Origin of the sequence: Agrobacterium sp. a22-2 (assembly GCF_012276985.1) — a bacterium.
Lineage (GTDB): Bacteria > Pseudomonadota > Alphaproteobacteria > Rhizobiales > Rhizobiaceae > Allorhizobium.
Map to the genome: position 1 here is coordinate 87,807 of NZ_JAAXMM010000007.1, position 23,233 is coordinate 111,039.

Here is a 23,233-nt window from a genome sequence, read left to right on the forward strand (position 1 = left end):
TGTAGCAGAAGGGGAAGCGCTTATTCAGCGGCTTCGCCACCTTCGTTCTTCTTCTCGACGATTTCCTTGCCGGTCGTCTGGTCGACGGCCTTCATGGAGAGGCGAACCTTGCCGCGTTCGTCGAAGCCCATCAGCTTGACCCAGACCTTGTCGCCTTCCTTGACGACGTCCGAGGTCTTGGCAACGCGCTCGGAGGCGAGCTGCGAGATGTGCACCAGGCCGTCACGCGAGCCGAAGAAGTTGACGAAGGCGCCGAAATCGGCGGTCTTCACAACGGTGCCTTCGTAGACGACGCCGATTTCCGGCTCGGCAACGATCGAATGGATCCACTTGCGGGCCGCTTCGATCTCCTTGCCGGAGGACGAGGCGATCTTGACGGTGCCGTCGTCTTCGATGTTGATCTTGGCACCGGTCTTTTCAACGATTTCGCGGATGACCTTGCCGCCCGAACCGATGACTTCACGGATCTTGTCGACCGGGATGTTCATGACTTCGATGCGCGGTGCGAATTCGCCAAGCTGGCCACGGCTCTCGGTGATGGCATTGGCCATTTCACTGAGGATGTGTTTGCGGCCGCCCTGAGCCTGGCCGAGCGCGACCTTCATGATCTCTTCGGTGATGCCGGCGATCTTGATGTCCATCTGCAGCGAGGTGATGCCGTCGGCAGTACCAGCCACCTTGAAGTCCATGTCGCCGAGATGGTCTTCGTCGCCGAGAATGTCGGAGAGAACGGCGAAACGTTCACCTTCGAGGATCAGGCCCATGGCGATACCGGCGACCGGCTTTGCCAGAGGAACGCCGGCGTCCATCAGAGCCAGCGAGGTGCCGCAAACCGTTGCCATCGAGGACGAGCCGTTCGACTCGGTGATCTCGGAGACGACGCGCAGCGTGTAGGGGAACTGCTCAGGTGTCGGCAGCATCGGACGAATGGCGCGCCATGCGAGCTTGCCATGGCCGATTTCGCGGCGGCCCGGGGAGCCCATACGGCCGGTTTCGCCAACCGAGTAGGGAGGGAAGTTGTAATGGAGCAGGAAGCGCTCCTTGTACATGCCGGTCAGGCTGTCAACATACTGCTCGTCTTCGCCGGTGCCGAGCGTGGCGACAACGATCGCCTGGGTCTCGCCGCGGGTGAAGAGGGCCGAACCGTGGGTGCGCGGCAGGATGCCGACTTCCGAGACGATCGGGCGAACGGTCGACAGGTCGCGACCGTCGATACGGCTCTTGGTGTCGAGGATGTTCCAACGAACGATCTTGGCCTGCAGGTGCTTGAAGACAGCGCCGATCACTTCGGCACTGTACTTCGGCTCGGCACCTTCGGGGAAGAAGTGGGCCTTTACCTTCGCCTTCACGGCGTCGACGGCCGCATAGCGTTCAGCCTTCTGGGTGATCTTGTAGCCTTCGCGAAGTTCGGCTTCGAAATGCTGCAGCATTTCGGCTTCGAGCTCGGAATGATCTTCCGGCGTGAAATCGCGCGGTTCCTTGGCGGCCACTTCAGCGAGCTTGATGATCGCGTCGATAACCGGCTGGAAGCCCTTGTGGCCGAACATGACGGCGCCGAGCATGATCTCTTCGTTGAGTTCCTTGGCTTCGGATTCCACCATCAGGACGGCGTCCTGGGTACCGGCAACGACGAGGTCGAGAACCGACTCGTCCATCTCGTCGAGATGGGGGTTTAGAACGTATTCGCCGTTGATATAGCCGACGCGCGCGCCGCCGACCGGTCCCATGAAGGGAACGCCGGAGAGCGTCAATGCTGCCGAAGCGGCAACCATCGACAGGACGTCCGGATCGTTTTCAAGGTCGTGCTGAACGACAGTGACGACGACCTGGGTGTCGTTCTTGTAGCCTTCCGGGAAGAGCGGGCGGATCGGACGGTCGATCAGACGGGAAACCAGCGTTTCCTTTTCGCTTGGGCGACCTTCGCGCTTGAAATAGCCGCCCGGGATCTTGCCAGCGGCATAGGTCTTTTCCTGGTAGTTGACGGTCAGCGGGAAGAAATCCTGGCCCGGCTTCGGCGATTTGGCCGAAACGACGGTGGCCAGAACGACGGTCTCGCCGTAGGTGGCGAGAACGGCGCCGTCAGCCTGACGGGCAATCTTGCCGGTTTCAAGCTTGAGCGGGCGGCCTGCCCACTCGATTTCAACGCTATGGGTATCAAACATATATCTTGTCCTTCGTCGGCGGCCTGCAGGCGCTATCCTTTGTGCAAGGAGCTTCCCATCGGCTGCGACATTGCTGACGCATCACGGGCAAGACAGCGGGAGGCTTTGTTGAGGTGGCTCTCGGCATCCGTTCTGGCGCCGCGGCAACGATCTTTCGCAAATCAGGCGGCCATCCGGCCATCCTTATGTCTGCGCGCCGAATTTCTTCGGCTAAAGCATCCGGCAATCCTGCCCCATGACAGGTCATCGGTTGTCTTTGGCAGCTCCGGCCCATCCGGTCTGCCTTTCCTTAAATTCTCAAGGGCTCTTATGCCCTGGCAGTCTATCCGGGATCATCGACCCCGAAAGCAAACCGGCGGGCTTTCCGAAACGAAAAGCCCGCCGAATTCTATTAGCGGCGGATGCCGAGGCTGGTGATCAGCTTGGTGTAACGATCGACATTCTTCTTCTTGACGTAATCGAGAAGCGAACGACGGGTCGAAACCATCGTCAGGAGACCACGGCGGGAGTGGTTGTCCTTCTTGTGGCCCTTGAAATGTTCGGTCAGGTTGTTGATCCGTTCGGTCAGGATTGCGACCTGAACTTCCGGCGAACCGGTGTCGCCTTCAACCGTTGCGTATTCCTTGATCAGCGCAGCCTTGCGCTCTGCAGTAATCGACATCGGGTAACCTTTCTGTAACAGGAAAAACAAGTCGCCATATGCCGGGATGTCGTCCAGCATCGGCCGTGAAAGCAAACGGAAGACCGCCATGCTGGCGTGCCTATAGCTTATCCCGCCTTGAATTGGAAGAGCCGAATGGAATCCGCTCCGGATCAGTTGAAAACGCGTTTGGGGCGGAACTCGCCAGCCGCAATCTCGCCGATCGCCACCAGCTTGCCGCCCGCCGTGGCGAAGGCATCTTCTTCCGCAACCGGCGCATCGCGGCCACGCAGCAAGATCGGGTTGCCCATGCGCAGGCGATGGGCCTGGTCATCGCTGATCTTGATCTGCGGCAAAGCCGACAGGGCCTCGCCGGTATCGACCAGGAACGCATCCAGGGCCGCCAGGCGTTCATCGCGGTCTTCGATGGCCTCCAATGCCACCAAGTCGGCCAGCGGCACCATGGCGTCTTCCGGGAACGGCGCCACATAGGTGCGCCGGAGCGACGACACATGGCCGAAGCAGCCGAGGTCGCGTCCAAAATCCCGGGCCAGCGAGCGCACATAAGTACCCTTGCCACATTCGACCTCGAAACAGGCGGTGTTGGCGTCCGGGCAGCCGAGCAGCGTCAGCCGGAAAATCTCGACCTCGCGGGACGGAATCTCGACGATCTCGCCTTCGCGCGCCAGGTCATAGGCACGCTCGCCGGCAATCTTGATGGCGGAAAACTGCGGCGGCACCTGGTTGATGACGCCGCTATAATTCGGCAGCAATGCCCGGATCGCCTCTTCGCTCGGACGGGCCTGCGAGGTTTGCGTCGCTTCGCCTTCCAGGTCATCGGTCGAGCGCTCTTCGCCCCAGGTCACGGTGAATTCGTAGATCTTGCGGCCGTCCATGACATAGGGAACCGTCTTGGTGGCATCGCCGAGCGCGATCGGCAGCATGCCCGATGCCAGCGGATCGAGTGTGCCGGCATGACCGGCCTTCTGGGCATTGAACAGCCATTTGATCTTGGAGACGGCCTCGGTCGAGCCGAAATCCACCGGCTTGTCGAGGATCAGCCAGCCGGAGATGGCACGGCCCTTTGGTTTTCTCGGTTTGGACATAATGTTCTATTCTTGCTTGTCGTCTTCAACCTGCCCGAGATCGCGGGCCACTTCGGGAGACCGCAGAAGCGCATCGATTTTCTGGTAGTTGTCGAAACTGGTGTCGTCGCGGAAGCGGACTTCCGGCATGTATTTCATCTGGCGCAGCTGCGGGCCGATGCGACCGCGGATGTAGCGGGCGTTGCGGTTCAGCGCCTCGATGATGCTCGTATGGTCGCTGACGCCAAGCGGCGCCACATAGGCCGTGGCGACCTTCAGATCGGTCGACATGCGCACTTCGGAAATCGAGATCACGGTCTTCTCGATCAACTCGTCACGCACTTCGCCGCGCTGCAGGACCTGGGTGATCGCAGCACGCACCTGTTCGCCGACACGCAGCATGCGCTGGTTGGGCGCAGAGGATGATGGTTTGGTCATGGTCGTTCAGCCTTAAAAAAAGCGAGCGCCGGATTTTCCGGCGCCCGCAACAATTTCGATGCGATGAAACGCCAACCTTAGAGCGTACGCGTGATGTGTTCGACGCGGAAGCACTCGATCGTGTCGCCGGCGCGGATGTCTTCGTAATTCTCGAAGGCCATACCGCATTCCTGACCCATCGGCACTTCGGCCACTTCGTCCTTGAAGCGCTTGAGCGTCTTGAGCTTGCCTTCGTGGATGACGACATTGTCGCGCACCAGGCGGACGCCGGCACCCCGTTCGACCTTGCCTTCGATAACGCGGCAACCCGCGACCTTGCCGGTCTTGGTAATGTTGAACACTTCCAGGATTTCGGCATTGCCGAGGAAGGTTTCGCGACGTTCCGGAGAGAGCAGGCCCGACATGGCCGCCTTCACGTCATCCACCAGATCGTAGATGATGTTGTAGTAGCGGATCTCGGTGCCGGCCCGTTCGGCCGCGGTGCGCGCCTGGGCATTGGCACGAACGTTGAAGCCGATGATGGCGGCGTCGGATGCTTCGGCAAGCGCGATATCGGACTCGGTGATACCACCGGCGCCCGAATGCACGATGCGGGCCCGGACCTCGTCCGTTCCAAGCTTGTCGAGGGCGCCGATGATGGCTTCGATCGAGCCCTGCACGTCGCCCTTGATGACCAGCGGGAATTCCTTGAAGCCGGTATTCTGCAGCTGGGTCATCATTTGTTCGAGCGAACCGCGCTGACCGGACTGACGGGCAGCGGCCTTGTCGCGGGCTAGACGCTGACGATATTCGGAAATCTCGCGAGCGCGGGCTTCGTTTTCGACGACGGCGAACCGGTCCCCGGCAGCGGGCGTGCCCGACAGGCCGAGAATCTCGACCGGCATTGCAGGCCCTGCTTCCTTGACATGGGCGCCCTGGTCGTTGACCAACGCACGAACGCGGCCCCACTGGTCGCCGGCCACGATGATCTGGCCCGGGCGAAGCGTGCCCTTCTGGACCAGAACCGTTGCCACTGAACCGCGACCGCGGTCGAGCTGGGCTTCGATGACGATGCCTTCGGCCGTCCGGCTCGGATCTGCCTTCAGGTCGAGGATTTCGGCCTGCAGAAGGACGGCTTCCAGGAGCTTGTCGAGGTTCAGCTTGTTCTTGGCCGACACTTCGACGTCGAGCACTTCACCGCCCATGGATTCCACGAAGACTTCATGCTGCAGCAGTTGCTGGCGCACCTTGTCCGGATTGGCTTCATGCTTGTCGATCTTGTTGATCGCCACGATGATCGGCACGCCGGCCGCCTTGGCATGATTGATCGATTCGATCGTCTGCGGCATGACGGCGTCGTCGGCGGCAACCACCAGGATGGCGATGTCGGTAGCCTGGGCACCACGGGCACGCATGGCCGTGAAGGCGGCGTGGCCGGGGGTATCGATGAAGGTGATCTTGTGACCGTTCTGCTCGACCTGGTAGGCACCGATATGCTGGGTGATGCCGCCGGCTTCGCCCGAGACGACGCTGGTCTTGCGGATGGCATCGAGCAGGGAGGTCTTGCCGTGGTCGACGTGACCCATGATGGTGACAACAGGCGGACGCGACACCATTTCGCCCGCATCGTCAGCCACGTTGAAGATCCCTTCTTCAACGTCGGATTCCGAGACGCGCTTGACGGTATGGCCGAATTCGCCAGCGATGAGTTCCGCCAGATCGGCGTCGATGACGTCGCCCGGCTTCATCATCTGGCCTTCCTTCATCAGGTATTTGATGACATCGACAGCCCGTTCGGACATACGCTGCGACAATTCCTGGATGGTGATGGTTTCCGGAAGGATAACCTCGCGCATGACCTTTTCGCGGGTTTCCTGCATCTGGCTGCGGCGGAACTTCTCCTGCCGGCGACGCATGGCCGACAGCGACCGTCCGCGGGCATTGCCGTCGTCGTCGACATTGGCCGTAGTGATGGTCAGCTTGCCGCGACGGCGCTCTTCCTCGGTCTTCGGACGGGCCGGAGCCTTGGCGGGTTCGGGACGAACGACCTTGCCACGGACAGGCACACCGCCACGGGGTGCAGTGCGTTCTCCCTCTTCCTCGGCAGCCGTCTTGCGACCGCGCGCGAAGCCGGGAGCCGCGGCAGGAACACCTGGCTTGAGCGTCGCAGCAGGCGCAACGCCGAGGGCCGGCGCGCTAACGATTTCGGCAGGCGCCGGCTCGGGTGCTGCAACCGGTTCTACCGGGGCCGGCTCGGCCGCCTTGCGGATCGCTTCTTCCTCGGCAAGCCGCTGACGCTCGGCCTCTTCGACCTTGCGCCGCGCATCGTCGATGACGCGCTGCTTGGCTTCCTCGATGTCGCGAGCCTGGGCTTCCTGGAGCGCCCGGCGGCGGGCTTCCATTTCACCGGCCGACAGATCGTGCAGCACGGCACCACGCGGACGCTCCTGGCGAACGGGCTGCTGCGGCTGCGGGGGACGCGGCTGATGATGCTGATTGTGATTCATCTGCTGGACGCGCGGCGCCGGAGCGGGCTGCTGCGCGCGCGGAGCAGGCGTGGGCGCAGATGCTGCCGGACGCGGTGCCGGTGCAGCGGCGACCGGAGCGACTGGCTCAGGCGCGCGAACGGGGGTGATCGGCGGCTTTTCGTCCTGCGGACGCGTCGGGCGCCGCTTCACTGTCTCGACGACGACCGACTTCGTGCGGCCGCGCCCCATGTCCTGGCGTACGGTGCCCTGGCTCATCCCCGATGGCTTCAGGGTGAGCGTCTTCTTCACGCCGATGGTCTTGTCGTCTTTGTTGTCGGTCATTCCGTTCCCGTTCCTTCGAGCGGGGCCGGATGACATCCATCAGACCACGCCGTTCAATTCCTGTTCCAAACCGCAGCAGCCGGCAGATGCCGGTGACCGCGTCATAGTGTTTTCGGGCCAGAGCCGGCCTTCGGCCGCAGCTCACCGCCACGATACGTCTCGAGCAGGTTTGCGCGTTTCACTACACCTTCACCCGCCTGCCCTGCAAGCGCTGCGGCATGGATAAACGCATTCTGCCCCATCAGCTCGTCCATTTCGCTCCCCGAGAACAGATGGAAGGCTGGAATCTCCGCCGCCGTTTCCATTCCAAGGTGCCAGGCCTTGCGAGCCTGGTCGATTTTTCGCACCCCGTCCGCCGCCGCTTCCTTCGAATGGAAGACGGCGATCGCGTCGCCGCTGCGGATGGCGAGATCGACCTTGGCCGATCCCGTTACCAACTGGCCCGCCTTGCGCGCCAGGTTCATCATTCCGGCCAGCTGCGCGACCAGCAGCCGATCCACGGCAGCGCCGAGGTCCGGATCCGCCTTGACATCCGCCTTCAGGGCGCGGGCAAAGAGCTTCTTTGCCACTGCCTTGTCGACCGCGTCGCGGCTGACCGACACCCAGCACCCCCTGCCCGGAAGCTGCCGCTTGATATCCGGCACGATACTTCCGTCAGGCGCCGCCACGAAGCGGATCAAGGTCTCCGGCGTGCCGCTCTGCCGCGTCACAATACACATCCGACCGTTCACGTCGTCACCGCTGATATCGGCGTCGTCCGAGATCTCGTCAGCCGCACCGGCGGTCATCATTCGCTCCGTTCGACTTCTTCGCCTTCGGCCGCGACCGGTTCTTCAACCGCCAGGTCTTCCTGCGTGATCCAGCCGGCCGCCAGACGGGCCTGAACGATCATGTTCTCGGCCTCGGTGCGCGATACGTCAAACTTGCCGAACAGACCTTCGAACTTCTTGGTCTCGCCGTCCTTGCGTTCGCTCCAGCCGACGAGATCGTCAGCGGCGCAGCCGGCGAAGTCCTCGATCGTCTTGATGCCGTCCTGGCCGAGCGCGACCATCATCTGCGAGGTCATGCCGTCGATCGACCGCAATTCATCGGCAACACCGAGTTCCTTGCGCTTGGCATCCATTTCCGCCTCGATCTTCTCGAGATATTCGCGGGCACGGGTCTGGATTTCTTCCGCCGTATCCTCGTCGAAACCGTCGATCGAGGCAATTTCGTCAAGCTCGACATAAGCCAGCTCTTCGACGGCCGCAAAGCCTTCGGAGGCCAGAACCTGGCCGACCATTTCGTCGACGTCGAGAGCATCCATGAACAGGTTGGTGCGCTCGTTGAATTCCTTCTGGCGGCGCTCCGATTCCTCGGCTTCCGTCATGATGTCGATGTCCCAGCCGGTCAGCTGCGAGGCGAGCCGCACGTTCTGGCCGCGACGGCCGATGGCCAGCGACAGCTGTTCGTCCGGAACCACGACCTCGATACGCTCTGCATCTTCGTCGAGAACGACCTTGGCCACTTCGGCCGGCTGCAGGGCGTTGACGATGAAGGAGGCCGGATCCTGGCTCCACGGAATGATGTCGATCTTCTCGCCCTGAAGCTCGCCGACGACGGCCTGAACGCGGCTGCCGCGCATACCGACGCATGCACCGACCGGATCGATCGAGCTATCGTTCGAAATGACGGCGATCTTGGCGCGCGAACCCGGGTCACGGGCGACCGACTTGATCTGAATGATGCCGTCGTAGATCTCAGGCACTTCCATGGTGAAGAGCTTGACCATGAACTGCGGATGGGTGCGCGATAGGAAGATCTGCGGGCCACGCTGTTCGCGGCGCACGTCGTAGACATAGGCACGGACGCGGTCGCCGTAGCGGAAGGCTTCGCGCGGGATCATCTCGTCACGACGGATAATGCCTTCGCCGCGGCCGAGATCGACGATGACGTTGCCGTATTCGACGCGCTTGACGGTGCCGTTGACGATTTCGCCGACGCGATCCTTGAACTCGTCGAACTGGCGGTCACGCTCGGCTTCGCGCACTTTCTGCACGATAACCTGCTTGGCCGACTGGGCAGCGATACGGCCGAAATCCATCGGCGGCAGCGGATCGGCGATGAAGTCGCCGAGCTTGGCGTCGACATTGCGGTCGCGGGCCAGTTCCAGGGCGATCTGGGTGGAGTAATCCTCAACCTTCTCGACGACCTCAAGAAGACGCTGGAGACGGATTTCGCCGGTCTTGGAGTTGATGTCGGCGCGAATGTTGGTTTCGGTACCATACCGCGACCGAGCCGCCTTCTGGATCGCGTCGGCCATTGCGGCAAGCACGATTTCGCGGTCGATGACCTTTTCGCGTGCGACCGCATCCGCGATCTGCAAAAGCTCAAGCCGGTTAGCACTGACTGCCATTGTCTTAAGTCTCCGTCTTCCTGCCGGGGCGCCGTGCCCGCGAGGCGATTAGTCTATCGATTATTCTTCGTCTTCTTCGCCGTTCTGATTGGCGGCTTCCGCTCTTGCCAGCTTGTCGGCCTTCAAAGCGTCGCGGATCAGATCGTCCGTCAGAATGAGCTTGGCTTCGGCCAGGGCAGTGAACGGAATGACCGTCACCGGTTCCTCGCCATAGGCGACCTGGTCACGCTCAAGCGTGAAACCCTCGGCGTCGACGTGCACGATCTTGCCGCGGAACCGCTTGCGATTGTCGACCAGAATGGACGTCTCGCACTTGACGATATGGCCCTGCCAGCGGACAAAATCCGATACGCGAACCATCGGCCGGTCGATGCCGGGCGACGACACTTCCAGATGATACGCCTTGTCGACCGGATCCTCAACGTCAAGAGCGGGTGAAATCGCCATCGACACTTCTTCGCAGTCGACGACGGTCATGGTGCCGTCCAGGCGCTCGGCCATGACCTGCAGGGTCAGACCATTCTGGTTCATCAGCCGGACGCGAACGAGCTTGAAACCCATCGTGACCAGAATCGGCTCGATGATGTCGGCAAGGCGGCGATCAAGGCCGGTTTCGACGATAAGGCGCGGCTCTAATTCCGGCTGCGTCGGGATATTTTCGGACAATCGTGTTCCTCCTGGAACATCCAGTGCTGGTCTCGATCCAACAAAAAAGAGCGGGTCCTTGCGGGCCCACTCTTCATCTGCCGATCAAGAATTTACGGGTCATATACGCTTGCCCTACCGAAATTGCAAGCTTTTCGCGATCCGTAGACAATCCGCCGGCATTTTTGCGGTTTGAGTGTTTGGCCGTAGGCAATGTACGTTCCTTCCGCCTATACTCCACCCGTTGAGAATCGCGGAATGGGTGTCAGGACGTGCCGGATCGCAGATCGCCTTTGGCGCCGCTGAAAAATGAATTCTACCGGACCATATGGTTTGCCAGCATCTCCTCCAATCTTGGAGGGTTGATCCAGGGGGTCGGCGCGGCGTGGATGATGGCCTCCATTTCGACCTCGGAGAATATGGTGGCACTGGTACAGGCCTCCAATACCCTGCCGATCATGCTGTTTTCCCTGCTTTCGGGCGCCATCGCCGACGGCTTCGACCGACGCCGGGTCATGCTGACGTCGCAGTTCTTCATGCTCGCCGTTTCGGCATCCCTGGCGATCTCGGCCTATCTCGGCCTGATGACGCCCTGGTTGTTGCTGACCTTCACCTTTCTGATCGGCTGCGGCACAGCGCTCAACAATCCCTCCTGGCAGGCATCCGTGGGCGACATGGTGCCGCGCGCCGATCTGCCGGCTGCCGTGTCGCTCAACAGCATGGGCTTCAACATCACCCGCAGCGTCGGCCCGGCCATCGGCGGCGCGATCGTGGCGGCAGCGGGCGCTGCAGCCGCCTTTGCGGTCAACACATTCAGCTATTTCGCCCTGATATACGCGCTGCTGCGCTGGAAGCCAGACTATCCCAAGACCGCCCTGCCGCGCGAGGGGCTTGGCCAGGCCATTTCGGCGGGATTGCGCTATGTCGCCATGTCGCCGAATATCGGCAAGGTGCTGTTTCGGGGTTTCATCTTCGGCTTGACTGCAACGGCGGTGCTGGCGCTTCTGCCCATCGTGGCCCGCGATCTGATCGGCGGCGGCCCGTTGACCTATGGCGTGCTGCTCGGCGCGTTCGGCGCCGGCGCCATCGCCGGGGCACTGATGAGCGCGCGGCTTCGCGAGCGGCTGTCGAGCGAGGATATCGTGCGCTGTGCCTTTGCCGGCTTTGCGGTCGGATCGGCGCTCACCGGGGTCAGTTCGTCGGCCTTGCTCACCAGCGCCGCGCTGTTTGTCGCCGGCGCCTGCTGGGTGCTGGCGCTGTCGCTGTTCAACACCGTGGTCCAGCTTTCGACGCCGCGCTGGGTGCTCGGGCGGGCACTGTCGCTCTACCAGACCGCCACCTTCGGCGGCATGGCGACAGGAAGCTGGCTCTGGGGCCTGGTTGCCGAAAACTACGGGGTCGGCAATGCGCTGCTCGCTTCAAGCGTATTGATGATCTTCGGCGTTGCTATCGGCTTCTGGCTCGCCATGCCGGCTTTCGCCACCCTCGATCTCGACCCGCTCAACCGCTTCAACGAACCGGCACTCGGGCTGGATATCCGGCCGCGCAGCGGTCCGATCGTCATACAGATCGACTACGAGATCGCCGATGAGGATCTGGCCGAGTTTCTGGCCGTGATGGTCGAACGGCGGCGCATCCGCATTCGCGACGGCGCGCGCAACTGGGCGCTGATGCGGGACCTTGAAAACCCCGATATCTGGACCGAGACCTATCATACGCCGACCTGGGTGGAATATGTCCGCCACAACCACCGCCGCACCAAGGCCGACGCGGAGACGACCGACCGGCTGCTGGCGCTGCATCGCGGGCACTCCACGCCGCGCGTGCACAGAATGATCGAACGGCAGGCGATCCCGCCGGCCGACGATGTGTTTCACAAGGCGCATATCGATCCGCATTGAGACCGATTCGGTGAAGCCGTTTGTTTCAAACGGCTTGGGTCAAGCCTCAGCCCAGGGCCGGCGTGCCTGCCGGTGCAATGGAGCGGGGCTCGCCATCGCCGCCCTCGGCAATATCCGTCTTTGTCTTGTCCGGGCTGATGAGGCCGTGGGTGCCGACAGTTCCCTTCTGCGATCGGTTCAAGATGAACCGCTTCAGCCGCAGCATCGGCTTTTCGATGCAGTGCCAGGAAAACGCGGCGAACAGGCCGACAAATACCAGCGCCACCAGAAAATTCACGTACCAGGCCTGACCTTTCGGCAGCAGATAGACGACCGCCTGCTGGATCGGGAAGGCATAGAGATAGATCCCATAGGAATAATCACCCTTGAAGATCAGGGGCAGTTTTTTCGGGGTCTGCAATCCGAGATACATGGTCAGATAGGCAACCGGCAGCGGCAGAAGATAGATGTAGACGTGGGACGACACCAGCGCCACGGACAGGACGGCGGAGGCAAGGGCAATCCAGCCGGAATAGGGGATCCGATCGCGCCAGAGATAGACGATGACCCCTGCCAGGAAGAAAAGGATGAGCTGGCGGCCGGTGGCCGTACCCCTTGCCGGTCCGGTATCGCCCGACACGAATGTCCAGACGAACAGGGCGATCGAGACCGCGACGAAGCCGACGATCAGTAGGCTTGGCCGCTTGACGAGCCCGATCAGGGAGACTGCCGCCAGAACCAGATAGCACTCCGCTTCGTAAGGAACGGTCCACAGCGAACCGTTGACCATACGCTCGATCGGATTGTCCAGGAAAACACCCGGCAGGTGATAGTGGATGTATCCGATGATGTTCAGGAAATAGCGGAAGAAATCGGGATCGGTGAAATATTCCCTGTAGCTGACCGTCGTCAGCATGGGGCCAAGCACCATGGCCGACAGGACGATTTCCACCATCAGGGCCGGCACGATGCGCAGGCCGCGCAGGGTCAGGAAGGTCAGCAGGTTGCTGGTGCGGATCAGGCTGGCAGCAACGAGAAAGCCGCTCAGGCAAAAGAACACCGGCAGGATCGAATATCCGACGATGCGGTCGATGCCCCATGGCATGACGCTGGCCGACACCAGATCTCCGCTGACCGCGAAACTGTGGGAGAACATGACGAGCATGGAAAGGCCAAGGCGGATATAGTCGAAACCGCTGGTAAATCCGCCGGCGGCCTGTATTCGTGCACCCACAAGCTCTGACCTGTTCATGGAAAGACCCCTCAATCACCTTGCAGAGCGGAAAAATCCCGCGCGCCAAACGTTGGGGAATGCCATTACCATGAAAGTACCGCCTGTTTGCGGACAAGTTCCAAGTAACGTTAATGCTGGAGCCAAGACGAACCGTTCGGCGCGACCCCGTCTCCGCCGGCATGGCTCCGGCTGCTATCGCAGCTTTGCCTTCAGGGAAGCATCGGGATAACAGGTCGGTGCCATGCCGCTTTTCTGCTGCCAGTCACCCAGCGAGCGCCGTGTCTTGAAGCCAGGCAGGCCGTCGACGGTGCCGACATCGTAGCCCTTGGCGACCAGCGCCTTCTGCATGGCCAACACGTCTGAGCGCAGCATCTTGCCGACATCGCCCCAGGGGCCGGCAAAGGCGCCCCCGCCATGGGCGATACGGTCGGCCAGATTGCCGATGAACAGGGCATAGAGGTCGGAATTGTTATATTCCTTGATGACGTAGAAATTCGGGCTGACGAGGAATTCCGGACCATGGGTGCCGGCCGGCATGAGCATCATGGTGCGTTCGCCGAGTTCCGCTTTCGGGAAGGCCTTGCCGGAAATGCGCTTGATGCCGGTCGCGGCCCATTTCGATAGGGGCTGGGCCTTGTCCGGCCCTTCCTGCGTGCAGCTGACGCCGGCGGGAATGCTTACCTCGAAACCCCAGTCGCGGCCCCTCTGCCAGCCGCTCTTGGCCAGATAATTGGCGATCGAGGCAAGGCTATCGGGCACGGAATTCCAGATGTCGCGATGGCCGTCGCCATCGAAGTCGACGGCATATTTCAGATAGCTGGTCGGCAGGAACTGCGGCTGGCCAAGCGCGCCGGCCCAGGAACCCATCATCTTGGAGGCTGCAATATCGCCGCCTTCGACGATATGCAAAGCGGAGATCAGTTCACGGGTGAAAAGATCCTTGCGGGTCGACATGAAGGCCTTGGTGGCCAGCACCTCGATGGCCGGGTGAGGCAGTTTTGCCTGGCCGAAGCCGGATTCGCGGCCCCAGATGGCGACGATCACCGATCCCGGTACGCCATAGGTCGCTTCGATGCGGCGCAGGGTGCCTGCATGTTTGGCGGCCAGGCTGCGGCCGGTGCCGGCCAGGCCCTGCAGACGCTTCTCACTGAAATAGGCGCCGGGCGACGAAAATTCGGCCTGGCTCTGGCTGCGATCCTTCGGGGGAGCCGACCCAGGCGACACCAGATCCGGCAAGTCCCAGTTGAGCGACAAGTCGGCCGTTGCCGCATCGAACACCTTGCGCGAGACACCGGATTTTTCCGCCTGCGGCCAGAGGTCGGCGTTCAGCCAGGACCGGAACTGCCCTTCGACTTCTGCCTTGGAGGCGGCATGGACTGAGGCAGACGGCATGGACAGCAACAGGCTTAAGACCGAGAAAACCGCTCCGTGGATAAAGCTCTTCATGCGGTGCCCCTCAGTTTGGCCAGAGATCAGATCACCGTCCGGGCGCGGATCGCAGCCGACAGCGTGCCCTCGTCCAGATAATCGAGTTCGCCGCCAACCGGCACGCCATGGGCGAGCCGCGTGATGCGCACGTCCAGCCCGGTCAGATGGTCGGTTATATAGTGGGCTGTGGTTTGCCCTTCGACGGTGGCATTGACCGCAATGATGATCTCGCGAATGCCGCCCTTGGCGACGCGGTCGATCAACCCCTTGATGTTGAGGTCGTCCGGCCCGACACCGTCGAGCGGCGACAGGGTGCCGCCCAGAACGTGATAGGCAGCGTTCAACACCCCTGCCCGCTCCAGCGCCCAGAGATCGGAAACGTCTTCGACGACGATGATCACCGACTGGTCACGACGGTCGTCGGTGCAGACCGTGCAGGGATCGACCGTATCAACATTGCCGCAATGAGAACAGATCTTGACCTTGTCATAGGCCTCGCCCATGGCGTGACCGAGAGGCCCCAGCAACTGGTCCTTCTTCTTGATCAGATGCAGCGCGGCGCGGCGCGCCGAGCGCGGCCCGAGGCCCGGCACCTTTGCCAGAAGCTGGATCAGTTTTTCGATTTCGGGGCCGGTGACTCGCTTTGCCATTGGCCGCTTCTAGCGCATATCTTGGCAAAGCGGAATCGTCTAATGGAGTGCCTTCGATGAAAATCCTCGCCGTCTGCATGGGTTCGGCAGAGACCCTGACGGGCAAGTCGTACAAGACAGGCATTCTTAAAATACCGGTTTCAGGGCCGGTCCAGGTCGATGGGGAAGGCCTGCTCGGCGACAGGATCTGCAATCGCAAGCACCATGGCGGGCCGGATCAGGCCGTCTATATCGAGGGTGGCGCGACGCTCGACTGGTGGGCGGTGGAACTCGGCCAGCCGCTTGCGCCGGGTATGTTTGGTGAAAACCTGGTGATGTCCGATCTCGATAATCGCGATGTTGCCGTCGGCGACCGGTTCGTGATCGGCCCTTTAATCCTGGAGGCGACCGCACCCCGCACGCCCTGCGCAACGTTTGCCAGCCGCATGAACGATTCGATGTTCGTCAAACGCTATACGGCGTCGGGCCGGCCGGGCATCTATTGCCGGGTCCTGGCACCGGGCTTCGTGGAGGCCGGGCAGGCAGTACGGCATGAACTTTATGCCGGCGACCGTGTGACGATGCCCGAACTCTTGGCGGCCTATGGCAGAAAGCTGGAAAAAACCGACATCGCCCGTTTTCTGGCGGCGCCGCTTGCGATCCGAATCCGAACTTTCTTTACGGAGAAGCTGTAGCTCCTGCCAACGACTGCGCATGGCGGATGAGCGATTTGGCGGCAAGGCCGGCGGACCGCATATAACTCGGGTCGCGATGCAGCATCGCCACCGAAAAGCAGCCGTCCAGCAGCAGCATGATTTGTCGGGCAAGATCGCCGGAACCGGCAATTCCTGCCGCTTCAAGCTTCTGCGTCAGCCAGCTTTCGAAGGCCTTCTTGTGCGCTCGTCCGACCTGCAACGCCGGATGGCCTGGCAGGTTGGCAAGCTCGGCCGAGGTTCTGAGGAAACCGCAACCCTTCCAGTCCGCACGCGCCGCCGCAATCGCGAGATGGTCGAAGATCGCCGAGACCCGATCGCCAACATCGCCTTCGGCCGCGTCGAACCAGCGGCGATAGGCTTCCAGGTTCGGCTGATCGCGATAGGACAGATAGGCCGCGATCAGTTCGTCCTTGCTCCTGAAGTGGTAGTACAGAGACTTCTTGGTGATGCCGGCAGCCTCTGCCACGGCATCAACGCTGACCGCCTTGATGCCTTCGCGGTAGAACAGCCGGTTGGCGGCGGAAATGATCCGCTCTCGGGTTGATGTTTCTTCCATAGAGGAAAGGTATACTGACCAGTGAGTATACACAAGCACCGCAATGGTGAATGCTCCGATCGTCTGGTCTGGAGGGACGGCGATGGAGCAGGAAGCGGTTCGGATCATCTGCGGCGACGCCATCCCGTTGCGCGGCCATTGGTGGTCGCCTCGGTCGAAGGCCGGTGAGATTGTCGTCATCAATCCGGCGACCGGGGTCGCCGCTCGCTACTACCACCGGTACGCCGCATTTCTCGCCGACCACGGCTTCGAGGTCCTGACCTATGACTACCGCGGCATAGGGCTGTCACGGCCGGAAAGATTGTCGGGCTGCGGCTTCGACTGGACCCAGTGGGGCGAGCGGGACGTGGAGGCCGCGCTGGCATTTGCCACGCACCGCTCCGGGCGAGAGAGTGTCACGGTCGTCGGCCACAGTATCGGCGGCGTGCTGCCCGGCTATGCCGCGAGCGCCTCCGCCATAGACCGGATGCTGACGGTCGGCGCTCAATATGCCTATTGGCCTGATTATAAAGCCGGCTATCGTCTTGGGCTGTTTTTGAAATGGCATCTGGCCATGCCGTTGCTCACCGTGCTGTTCGGCTATTTTCCGGGCCGTCGGCTGGGTTGGCTGGAAGATCTGCCGGCAGGGGTCGCCTACGAGTGGGGCTTTCGCGGGAAGCGCCTCGAAGCGCATCTCGATCCGGCAAGAAGAGAGCGGCTGCTATCCAGCTTTGCCGCCGTCACGGCGCCGATCCTGGCGATCAGCACGTCGGATGATCCCTTCGCCACAGCTGAAGCCGTGTCCCGCGGCCTCGACTATTACAGCGGTGCGGAGCCGCAAAAGGTCATGCTTGAGCCGCAGGATCTCGGGCAAGAACAGGTCGGCCATTTCGACCTGTTCCACGATCGTCATGCCGGCGGCTTCTGGCTCGATACGCTTTTGTGGCTGCGCGACGGCATCAATCCCTGGCCGCTGAAGGTTTATGAGTGACCGGCCCTAAAACGGCAGCTTCATGCCGGGCGGGATCGGCAGGCCCGCGGTCATTTCCTTGGTCTTTTCCGCCATCACGGCTTCGGCCTTGTCCTTGGCATCCTTGTGGGCAGCGACGATCAGGTCCTCGAGGATCTCGACGTCGTCTTCCTTGAACAATGACGGGTCGATCTTCAGACCCTTCAGATCGCCCTTGCCGGTCATGGTGACCACGACGAGGCCGCCGCCCGACTGGCCCTGGACTTCAAGCGCGGCGATCTCCGCCTGCATCTGCTCCATCTTGGCCTGCATTTCCTTGACCTTGCCCATCATGCCCATGATGTCGCGCATCGTCATATCTCCTTGGGTTTTATCGTCGAAAAGGATTTCTGAGCTTAGAACTCGATATCGTCGCCCGGAAGAATGTCGCCCTCGTCCGATTCGGCGGCGGCCGGCACGCTTGGCATCTCATCCTCGACGGCCGCGGCACGGATTCTAACGTCGGTCACCTTGGCGCCCGGAAAACGGGCGAGGATGGCGGCCACGTCAGGATCCTGCATGGCATCGGTCAGGCGCGCCTGGCGCTGCGAGGTTTCGGTTTCAGCAAGGGTCGCATCGCCATCTTCACGGCTGAGGATGACCATCCAGCGGATCTCGGTCCATTCCTCGAGCCGCTTCTGCAGATCGCTGACAATGGTGCGCGGCGCGTCTGCCGGCAGGTTGATCTCAAGCCGGCCGGGCTCTAGCTTGACCAGTCGCACGAAACTCCTGAGCAGGGCGCGCAGGCGCGGATCGCGGTTTTTCGAGCAAAGCTCGGCGATATCGTCGAGAGAATTGATCCGCACCTTCGGAACAGGGGCTTCGGCCGGCTGGACGTCGCGCCTTTCGGCAGGCTGCGGAGCATTCTGGCTGGTCGGCACGGCCTGCAGATGGGCGACAGGCGCGGGACTTGCAGGCCGCAGCGCCGGGTCGGGCGCGGCCTGGGCAACGGCCTGGGTGCGATAGGACGCCTGGGGTGCAGCCCCGCCGCCGCCGCGCGGCGGCGATGGCGCGCGATCGACGGCACCACCGTCCTGGCTCATCTCGAGAAGCCGGCGGGCCGCGTCTTCGGGCGACGGGAGATGCGCGGCATGGGTCAGGCGGATCAGCACCATTTCGGCAGCCCCTGCCGGACGCGACGAATTCTCGGCCTCGGGAATGCCCTTCAGCAGCATCTGCCAGATACGCGACAGGGCCGTCACAGCCACGCTCTCGGCGAACTCGCCGCCGCGCAACCGTTCGACCTCGCTGAGCGACGGATCGTTGAGCGCACCGGGGATATATTTCAGGCGGGTCACCAGATGGGTGAAATCGGCCAGATCGGTGAGCACCACGGTCGGGTTGGCGCCCGCCTCGTACTGGCTGCCAAACTCTTCCAGCGCCGCGGCGACATCGCCGTTGACGATATGGGCAAAGAGATCGACGATCCGGGCGCGATCGGCAAGGCCGAGCATGGCGCGCACGGCATCCGCCTTCACTTCGCCGACGCCGTGGGCGATGGCCTGATCGAGCAGCGACAGACCGTCACGGGCCGAGCCTTCGGCGGCGCGGGCGATCATCGCCAGGGCATCCTCTTCGGCCACTATACCCTCTTTCGAGGCAATGGTCGAAAACAGGCCGACCAGGTCGCCGGCGCTGATGCGTCTGAGATCGAAACGCTGGCAGCGCGACAGGACGGTGATCGGAACCTTGCGGATTTCCGTGGTGGCAAAGATGAATTTCACATGTTCCGGCGGCTCTTCGAGCGTCTTCAGCAGGCCGTTGAAGGCCTGGGTCGAAAGCATGTGCACTTCGTCGATGATATAGACCTTGTAGCGTGCCGAGACAGGCCGGTAGCGCACCTGCTCAATGATCTCGCGGATATCGTCGATGCCGGTATGCGAGGCGGCGTCCATCTCGATGACGTCGACATGCCGGCCTTCCATGATCGCCTGGCAGTGTTCGCCGGGCACGCGCAAGTCAATGGTGGGCCGATCGATTTCGGGGGTCTTGTAGTTCAGCGCCCGCGCCAGGATACGCGCCGTCGTGGTCTTGCCCACGCCGCGCACGCCGGTCAGCATATAGGCCTGCGCAATGCGACCCGTCTCGAAGGCGTTGGTGAGGGTTCGGACCATCGGCTCCTGGCCGACCATGAGGTCCGTGAAATCTTTCGGCCGGTATTTGCGGGCGAGAACCCGGTAGCCGGCGCCGGCGTTTTTCTCACCTGCTGCTGTCGGCTCCAAATCGCTCATCGCCCTGCCAGCCTTCTACTCCGCCCGGTGGGTGGGCATGGTCCGGCCCCGCTTTGAATGCCGGCCGGAAAGAACGAAAGGTGGGAGGCTGGCGCGATGACCCGCGCCGTGCTCGTTAGGGCTGCTTCCTTCCGGACCTGACCCGGTTGGCGAGTGGCTCGTCCACCACCAACCTCCCAAGCGCACATATCGGCAATAACGACAGCAAATGCAAGCCAAGCCTCCAAAAAACTGTTATGAAAGAGAAAAATCAGGGAGGACTGCCGTGGGAGCATTCAGGCTGGATGAAAGATTGGCGCGCGATAGCGAGCTGTTGATGCGCATGGGTCTTTGTGAACTGCGTCTTATGGGGGACAAGCGCTGGCCCTGGCTGTTGCTGGTGCCGCAGCGGCCCGATATCACCGAACTGTTCGAGCTGACGCCGCTCGATCAGGCCATGCTGACCTTCGAACAGATCACCGTCGCCGCTGCCCTCAAAACCGCCACGGGTGCGACAAAGATCAATGTCGGCGCTCTTGGCAATATCGTTCGCCAGCTCCATGTTCATGTGATCGCCCGCAACGAAGGGGATGCCAACTGGCCCGGTCCGGTCTGGGGCCACGGCACAACCATTCCTTACGACGACGGCGAAAAACAAGCGTTCAAAACGAGACTTCTCGAAGCCCTGCAATGATCAAAACATCCATTTTCGACAATTCCGCCCCGCATCCCGAACCCAGCGCACTGACGGCCTTTTCCCAGAACGGTCTCGATCGGGATGCCGAGCATCGCGACGAAACCTGCCTGGAAAAGGCCTTTTCGGTCGAAGGAGCGCATATTCTCGCCTTCACCGGCAATGCGCTTGTGCTCAAGCATGACGGCCAGGTGCTCGATCCGCTTTTTGCGCCTTACGAACTGCCGGGCCTTGATCCCGATCTCGAGAATGCGGTTCTTCTCGGCTATCAACCAAGCGGCGAGCCGCGGATCGCGCTACCGGTCAGAACCAGTGCAGAGACGCTTGCCAACGACTACAAGATCGCTGACGGGCGGGCGCTGTTTCGCGACGGATTGATCGGCGAGGAACTGCTGGGCGAAGTCGCCCAAGGCCTCAGTCTCCTGCACTGGAATGCCGACAATCGCTTCTGCGGCAAATGTGGAAGCCGGACCGAGGCCCGCGTCGGCGGCTACAAGCGCGTCTGCAGCGCCTGCGAACACACCAGTTTTCCCCGCACCGATCCGGTGGTTATCATGATGGCGATCGACGCGGCGCGTGACCTCTGCCTGCTCGGCCGCAATCACCGCTTTCCGGCAGGCATGTATTCCTGCCTTGCCGGCTTCGTCGAGCCTGGGGAAACCATTGAAAATGCCGTGCGCCGCGAGACCCAGGAGGAATCCGGCATCAGTATCGGCCGGGTTCGCTATCACGCCTCGCAACCATGGCCGATGCCGCATCAGCTGATGATCGGCTGCTATGCGGAAGCCCTCAATACCGAGGTCATCCGCGACGAAGCCGAGCTTGAGGATTGCCGCTGGTTCACCCGGAACGAGGTTGCCGCCATGCTGGAGCAGCGCTCGACCGACGGCCGCACTGCTCCCATCGATGGTACGATCGCCAACCGGCTGATGGCCGACTGGCTGGAATGGCCGGCCTGACGATTCCAGATCAGAGCTGGGCGCGCATGGGATGGCCCTTGTAGACGCCGAGGATGCGGACCTTTTCGGAGAAGAACCGCAGCTCTTCCAGAGCTTGTCTGACCGGCGCATCGTCGGGATGACCTTCGATGTCCGCGTAGAACTGCGTGGCCACGAAAGTGCCGCCGATCTGGTAGCTCTCCAGCTTCGTCATGTTGATGCCGTTGGTGGCAAAGCCGCCCATGGCCTTGTAGAGGGCGGCAGGAATGTTGCGGACATTGAACACGAAAGTGGTCACGAACAGTTCGTCGGGGCTCACGCGCTCCGCCAGCTTTTCTTCACGTGACAGCACGACGAAACGGGTCACGTTGTTTTCCGTATCCTCGACATTCTCCGCAATGATCTCAAGGCCGTAGAGATCAGCGGCCAGACGCGGCGCCAGGGCTGCCATCGACCGGTCGCCGGTTTCCGACACCAGCTTGGCGGCTCCTGCCGTGTCACCGGCCACCACCGGCTTCCAACCGCTGGCACGGATGATCTTGCGGCACTGGCCGAGCGCATGGATATGGCTGTGCACGGTCTTGATCTCGTCGCGCCTGACGCCCGGCAGCACCATCAGCTGAAAGCGGATCGGCATGAAATATTCGCCGATGATGTGCAGATGCGATTCGGGCAGGAGATAATGGATATCCGCCACGCGGCCGGCGATCGTGTTTTCGATCGGGATCATTGCCAGATCCGCATCGCCGTTTTCAACCGCAACGAAGGCATCTTCAAACGTTGGACACGGAAGCGGCGCCATATCCGGGAACATGTCGCGGCAGGCCATGTCCGAATTGGCGCCATAATCACCCTGGAAGGCGATGTTATTGGTTACGCTCGTCATGATTTTCATCCGTTACTGGGATTTCCGGCCAAGGATCTGGCGAGCCTTCTCAAGATCGTCCGGAGTATCGACACCGAGCGGCACGGAGTTGACGATTTCCACGTCGATTCGCATTCCCGCCTCCAGCGCCCGCAACTGCTCCAGCGATTCGCGCCGTTCCAGAACGGACGGCGAGAGGCCGACGAATCGCTCGAGCGCTGCACGGCGATAGGCATAGAGGCCGATGTGGTGATAGAGCGGGCCGGCGCCATGGGGCGCGGTGGCGCGGGTGAAATAGAGCGCCCGCAAGCGGCTGTCGGACAGCGGCGAGCCGACCACCTTGACCACATTGGGATTGGTCTTTTCGTGCTCGTCGGTGATCTCGACCGTGAGCGTGGCAATGTCGGTCGTCGGGTTGTCGAGCGGCCGCAAGGCGGCGCGAATGGTCTCCGGCTCGACCGTCGGCAGGTCGCCCTGCACATTGATGATCGTCTCGAACCGACCATGCGGGTCGGCCTTTGTCAGGGCCTCGTAGATGCGATCGGAACCGGACTGGTGGTCCGACCGGGTCATGACCACCTCGAAGCCGGCGGCCGACACGGCATCGACAATCCTCTGATCATCGACGGCCACAATGATTCGGCCGACATCGGCTTCACGGGCACGCAGGGCCACCTGAACGATCATCGGCAGGCCGCCGATTTCCGCCAGCGGCTTGCCCGGCAGGCGAGTGGACGACATTCTGGCCGGGATCAGCACCAGCACTTTGTCAAATTGGCTATTATTCATCGACGGCCCTTCTATTCCCACACGAAAAGTGTCAAAAAGTCTCAGTCTGGGGATCACAATCGTGTTGCAACTGTCAAGCAAAAGTCATAGGTTCCGCGCGATTTCAAGGTCTGCCGGTCCGTGATCCGCCGGTTGCAAGGGAGCGTCTGTAG

The 23,233-nt window shown here is 61.9% G+C and carries 21 protein-coding genes and 1 other RNA gene; 5 read left to right on the forward strand and 17 right to left on the reverse strand.

Translation table 11 applies throughout. The annotated features are described in order from the left end of the window. Nucleotides 1-20: 20 nt before the first annotated feature. The 8 genes from pnp to rimP form a co-directional block, all read right to left on the reverse strand. On the reverse strand, nt 21-2,162 hold the full coding sequence (gene pnp / locus HFC70_RS12590; protein WP_168473609.1) for a polyribonucleotide nucleotidyltransferase: 2,142 nt from the start codon (nt 2,160-2,162) through the stop codon (nt 21-23). A gap of 391 nt (nt 2,163-2,553) precedes the next feature. Then, complete coding sequence (gene rpsO, locus HFC70_RS12595; protein WP_168473610.1) at nt 2,554-2,823, reverse strand: 30S ribosomal protein S15; 270 nt, start codon at nt 2,821-2,823, stop codon at nt 2,554-2,556. Nucleotides 2,824-2,975: 152 nt separating this feature from the next. Next, a complete protein-coding gene (gene truB / locus HFC70_RS12600) occupies nt 2,976-3,908 on the reverse strand; it encodes a tRNA pseudouridine(55) synthase TruB (protein WP_168473611.1) in 933 nt (310 codons plus the stop codon). Between the two features lie 6 nt (nt 3,909-3,914). Next, nucleotides 3,915-4,325: a 30S ribosome-binding factor RbfA gene (gene rbfA / locus HFC70_RS12605; RefSeq protein WP_168473612.1), complete on the reverse strand. Its 411-nt coding sequence runs from the start codon at nt 4,323-4,325 to the stop codon at nt 3,915-3,917. A gap of 77 nt (nt 4,326-4,402) precedes the next feature. Further along, entirely contained in the window at nt 4,403-7,114 is a 2,712-nt protein-coding gene (infB, locus tag HFC70_RS12610) for a translation initiation factor IF-2 (RefSeq protein ID WP_168473613.1), read from the reverse strand. A gap of 101 nt (nt 7,115-7,215) precedes the next feature. Beyond that, on the reverse strand, nt 7,216-7,905 hold the full coding sequence (locus tag HFC70_RS12615) for an RNA-binding protein (RefSeq protein ID WP_168473614.1): 690 nt from the start codon (nt 7,903-7,905) through the stop codon (nt 7,216-7,218). Further along, complete coding sequence (gene nusA / locus HFC70_RS12620; protein WP_168473615.1) at nt 7,902-9,509, reverse strand: transcription termination factor NusA; 1,608 nt, start codon at nt 9,507-9,509, stop codon at nt 7,902-7,904. Before nusA ends, HFC70_RS12615 begins: the two co-directional genes overlap by 4 nt. A gap of 60 nt (nt 9,510-9,569) precedes the next feature. Beyond that, on the reverse strand, nt 9,570-10,175 hold the full coding sequence (gene rimP, locus HFC70_RS12625; RefSeq protein ID WP_168473616.1) for a ribosome maturation factor RimP: 606 nt from the start codon (nt 10,173-10,175) through the stop codon (nt 9,570-9,572). A 251-nt stretch (nt 10,176-10,426) separates the two neighbouring features. Between rimP and HFC70_RS12630 the strand changes: the two genes are divergently transcribed. Continuing rightward, nucleotides 10,427-12,055 (forward strand): MFS transporter, encoded by a 1,629-nt coding sequence (locus HFC70_RS12630; protein WP_168473617.1) that lies wholly within the window; start codon nt 10,427-10,429, stop codon nt 12,053-12,055. Between the two features lie 46 nt (nt 12,056-12,101). Here HFC70_RS12630 and HFC70_RS12635 read toward each other — a convergent pair whose 3' ends face one another. From HFC70_RS12635 to recR, 3 genes are all read right to left on the reverse strand, one after another. After that, nucleotides 12,102-13,286, reverse strand: coding sequence for an acyltransferase (locus HFC70_RS12635; RefSeq protein WP_168473618.1), 1,185 nt, complete (start codon nt 13,284-13,286; stop codon nt 12,102-12,104). Between the two features lie 174 nt (nt 13,287-13,460). Beyond that, nucleotides 13,461-14,660, reverse strand: coding sequence for a lytic murein transglycosylase (locus HFC70_RS12640; protein ID WP_246735768.1), 1,200 nt, complete (start codon nt 14,658-14,660; stop codon nt 13,461-13,463). A gap of 80 nt (nt 14,661-14,740) precedes the next feature. Further along, entirely contained in the window at nt 14,741-15,346 is a 606-nt protein-coding gene (gene recR / locus HFC70_RS12645; protein WP_168473620.1) for a recombination mediator RecR, read from the reverse strand. Nucleotides 15,347-15,402: 56 nt separating this feature from the next. Here recR and HFC70_RS12650 point away from each other — a divergent pair, with 56 nt between their 5' ends. Continuing rightward, nucleotides 15,403-16,020 carry an MOSC domain-containing protein gene (locus HFC70_RS12650; protein WP_168473779.1) on the forward strand — a complete coding sequence of 206 codons (618 nt, stop codon included), beginning with the start codon at nt 15,403-15,405 and terminating at the stop codon, nt 16,018-16,020. Here HFC70_RS12650 and HFC70_RS12655 read toward each other — a convergent pair. Beyond that, on the reverse strand, nt 16,004-16,597 hold the full coding sequence (locus HFC70_RS12655; protein WP_168473621.1) for a TetR/AcrR family transcriptional regulator: 594 nt from the start codon (nt 16,595-16,597) through the stop codon (nt 16,004-16,006). The two genes, HFC70_RS12650 and HFC70_RS12655, sit on opposite strands and share 17 nt — an antisense overlap. An 82-nt stretch (nt 16,598-16,679) precedes the next feature. Here HFC70_RS12655 and HFC70_RS12660 point away from each other — a divergent pair, with 82 nt between their 5' ends. After that, on the forward strand, nt 16,680-17,567 hold the full coding sequence (locus tag HFC70_RS12660) for an alpha/beta fold hydrolase (protein WP_168473622.1): 888 nt from the start codon (nt 16,680-16,682) through the stop codon (nt 17,565-17,567). Between the two features lie 6 nt (nt 17,568-17,573). On the opposite strand, the gene HFC70_RS12665 is transcribed toward HFC70_RS12660, so the two are convergent. The 3 genes from HFC70_RS12665 to ffs form a co-directional block, all read right to left on the reverse strand. After that, complete coding sequence (locus HFC70_RS12665) at nt 17,574-17,897, reverse strand: YbaB/EbfC family nucleoid-associated protein (RefSeq protein ID WP_168473623.1); 324 nt, start codon at nt 17,895-17,897, stop codon at nt 17,574-17,576. A gap of 44 nt (nt 17,898-17,941) precedes the next feature. Then, nucleotides 17,942-19,816 carry a DNA polymerase III subunit gamma/tau gene (locus HFC70_RS12670; RefSeq protein ID WP_168473624.1) on the reverse strand — a complete coding sequence of 625 codons (1,875 nt, stop codon included), beginning with the start codon at nt 19,814-19,816 and terminating at the stop codon, nt 17,942-17,944. An 80-nt stretch (nt 19,817-19,896) separates the two neighbouring features. Continuing rightward, nucleotides 19,897-19,993: signal recognition particle sRNA small type (gene ffs / locus HFC70_RS12675), an RNA gene on the reverse strand. A 139-nt stretch (nt 19,994-20,132) separates the two neighbouring features. Here ffs and HFC70_RS12680 point away from each other — a divergent pair. Together HFC70_RS12680 and nudC are read left to right on the forward strand one after the other, a co-directional pair. Next, entirely contained in the window at nt 20,133-20,489 is a 357-nt protein-coding gene (locus HFC70_RS12680) for an HIT family protein (protein WP_246735769.1), read from the forward strand. Then, complete coding sequence (gene nudC, locus HFC70_RS12685) at nt 20,486-21,448, forward strand: NAD(+) diphosphatase (protein ID WP_168473626.1); 963 nt, start codon at nt 20,486-20,488, stop codon at nt 21,446-21,448. The genes HFC70_RS12680 and nudC overlap by 4 nt, the downstream gene beginning before the upstream one ends. Nucleotides 21,449-21,458: 10 nt before the next feature. Here nudC and HFC70_RS12690 read toward each other — a convergent pair whose 3' ends face one another. Both HFC70_RS12690 and HFC70_RS12695 read right to left on the reverse strand, forming a co-directional pair. Continuing rightward, nucleotides 21,459-22,313, reverse strand: a complete 855-nt coding sequence (locus HFC70_RS12690) for a prephenate dehydratase (RefSeq protein WP_168473627.1) — start codon at nt 22,311-22,313, stop codon at nt 21,459-21,461. 12 nt (nt 22,314-22,325) lie between these two features. Next, on the reverse strand, nt 22,326-23,081 hold the full coding sequence (locus HFC70_RS12695; protein ID WP_168473628.1) for a 3-deoxy-manno-octulosonate cytidylyltransferase: 756 nt from the start codon (nt 23,079-23,081) through the stop codon (nt 22,326-22,328). Nucleotides 23,082-23,233 lie beyond the last annotated feature (152 nt).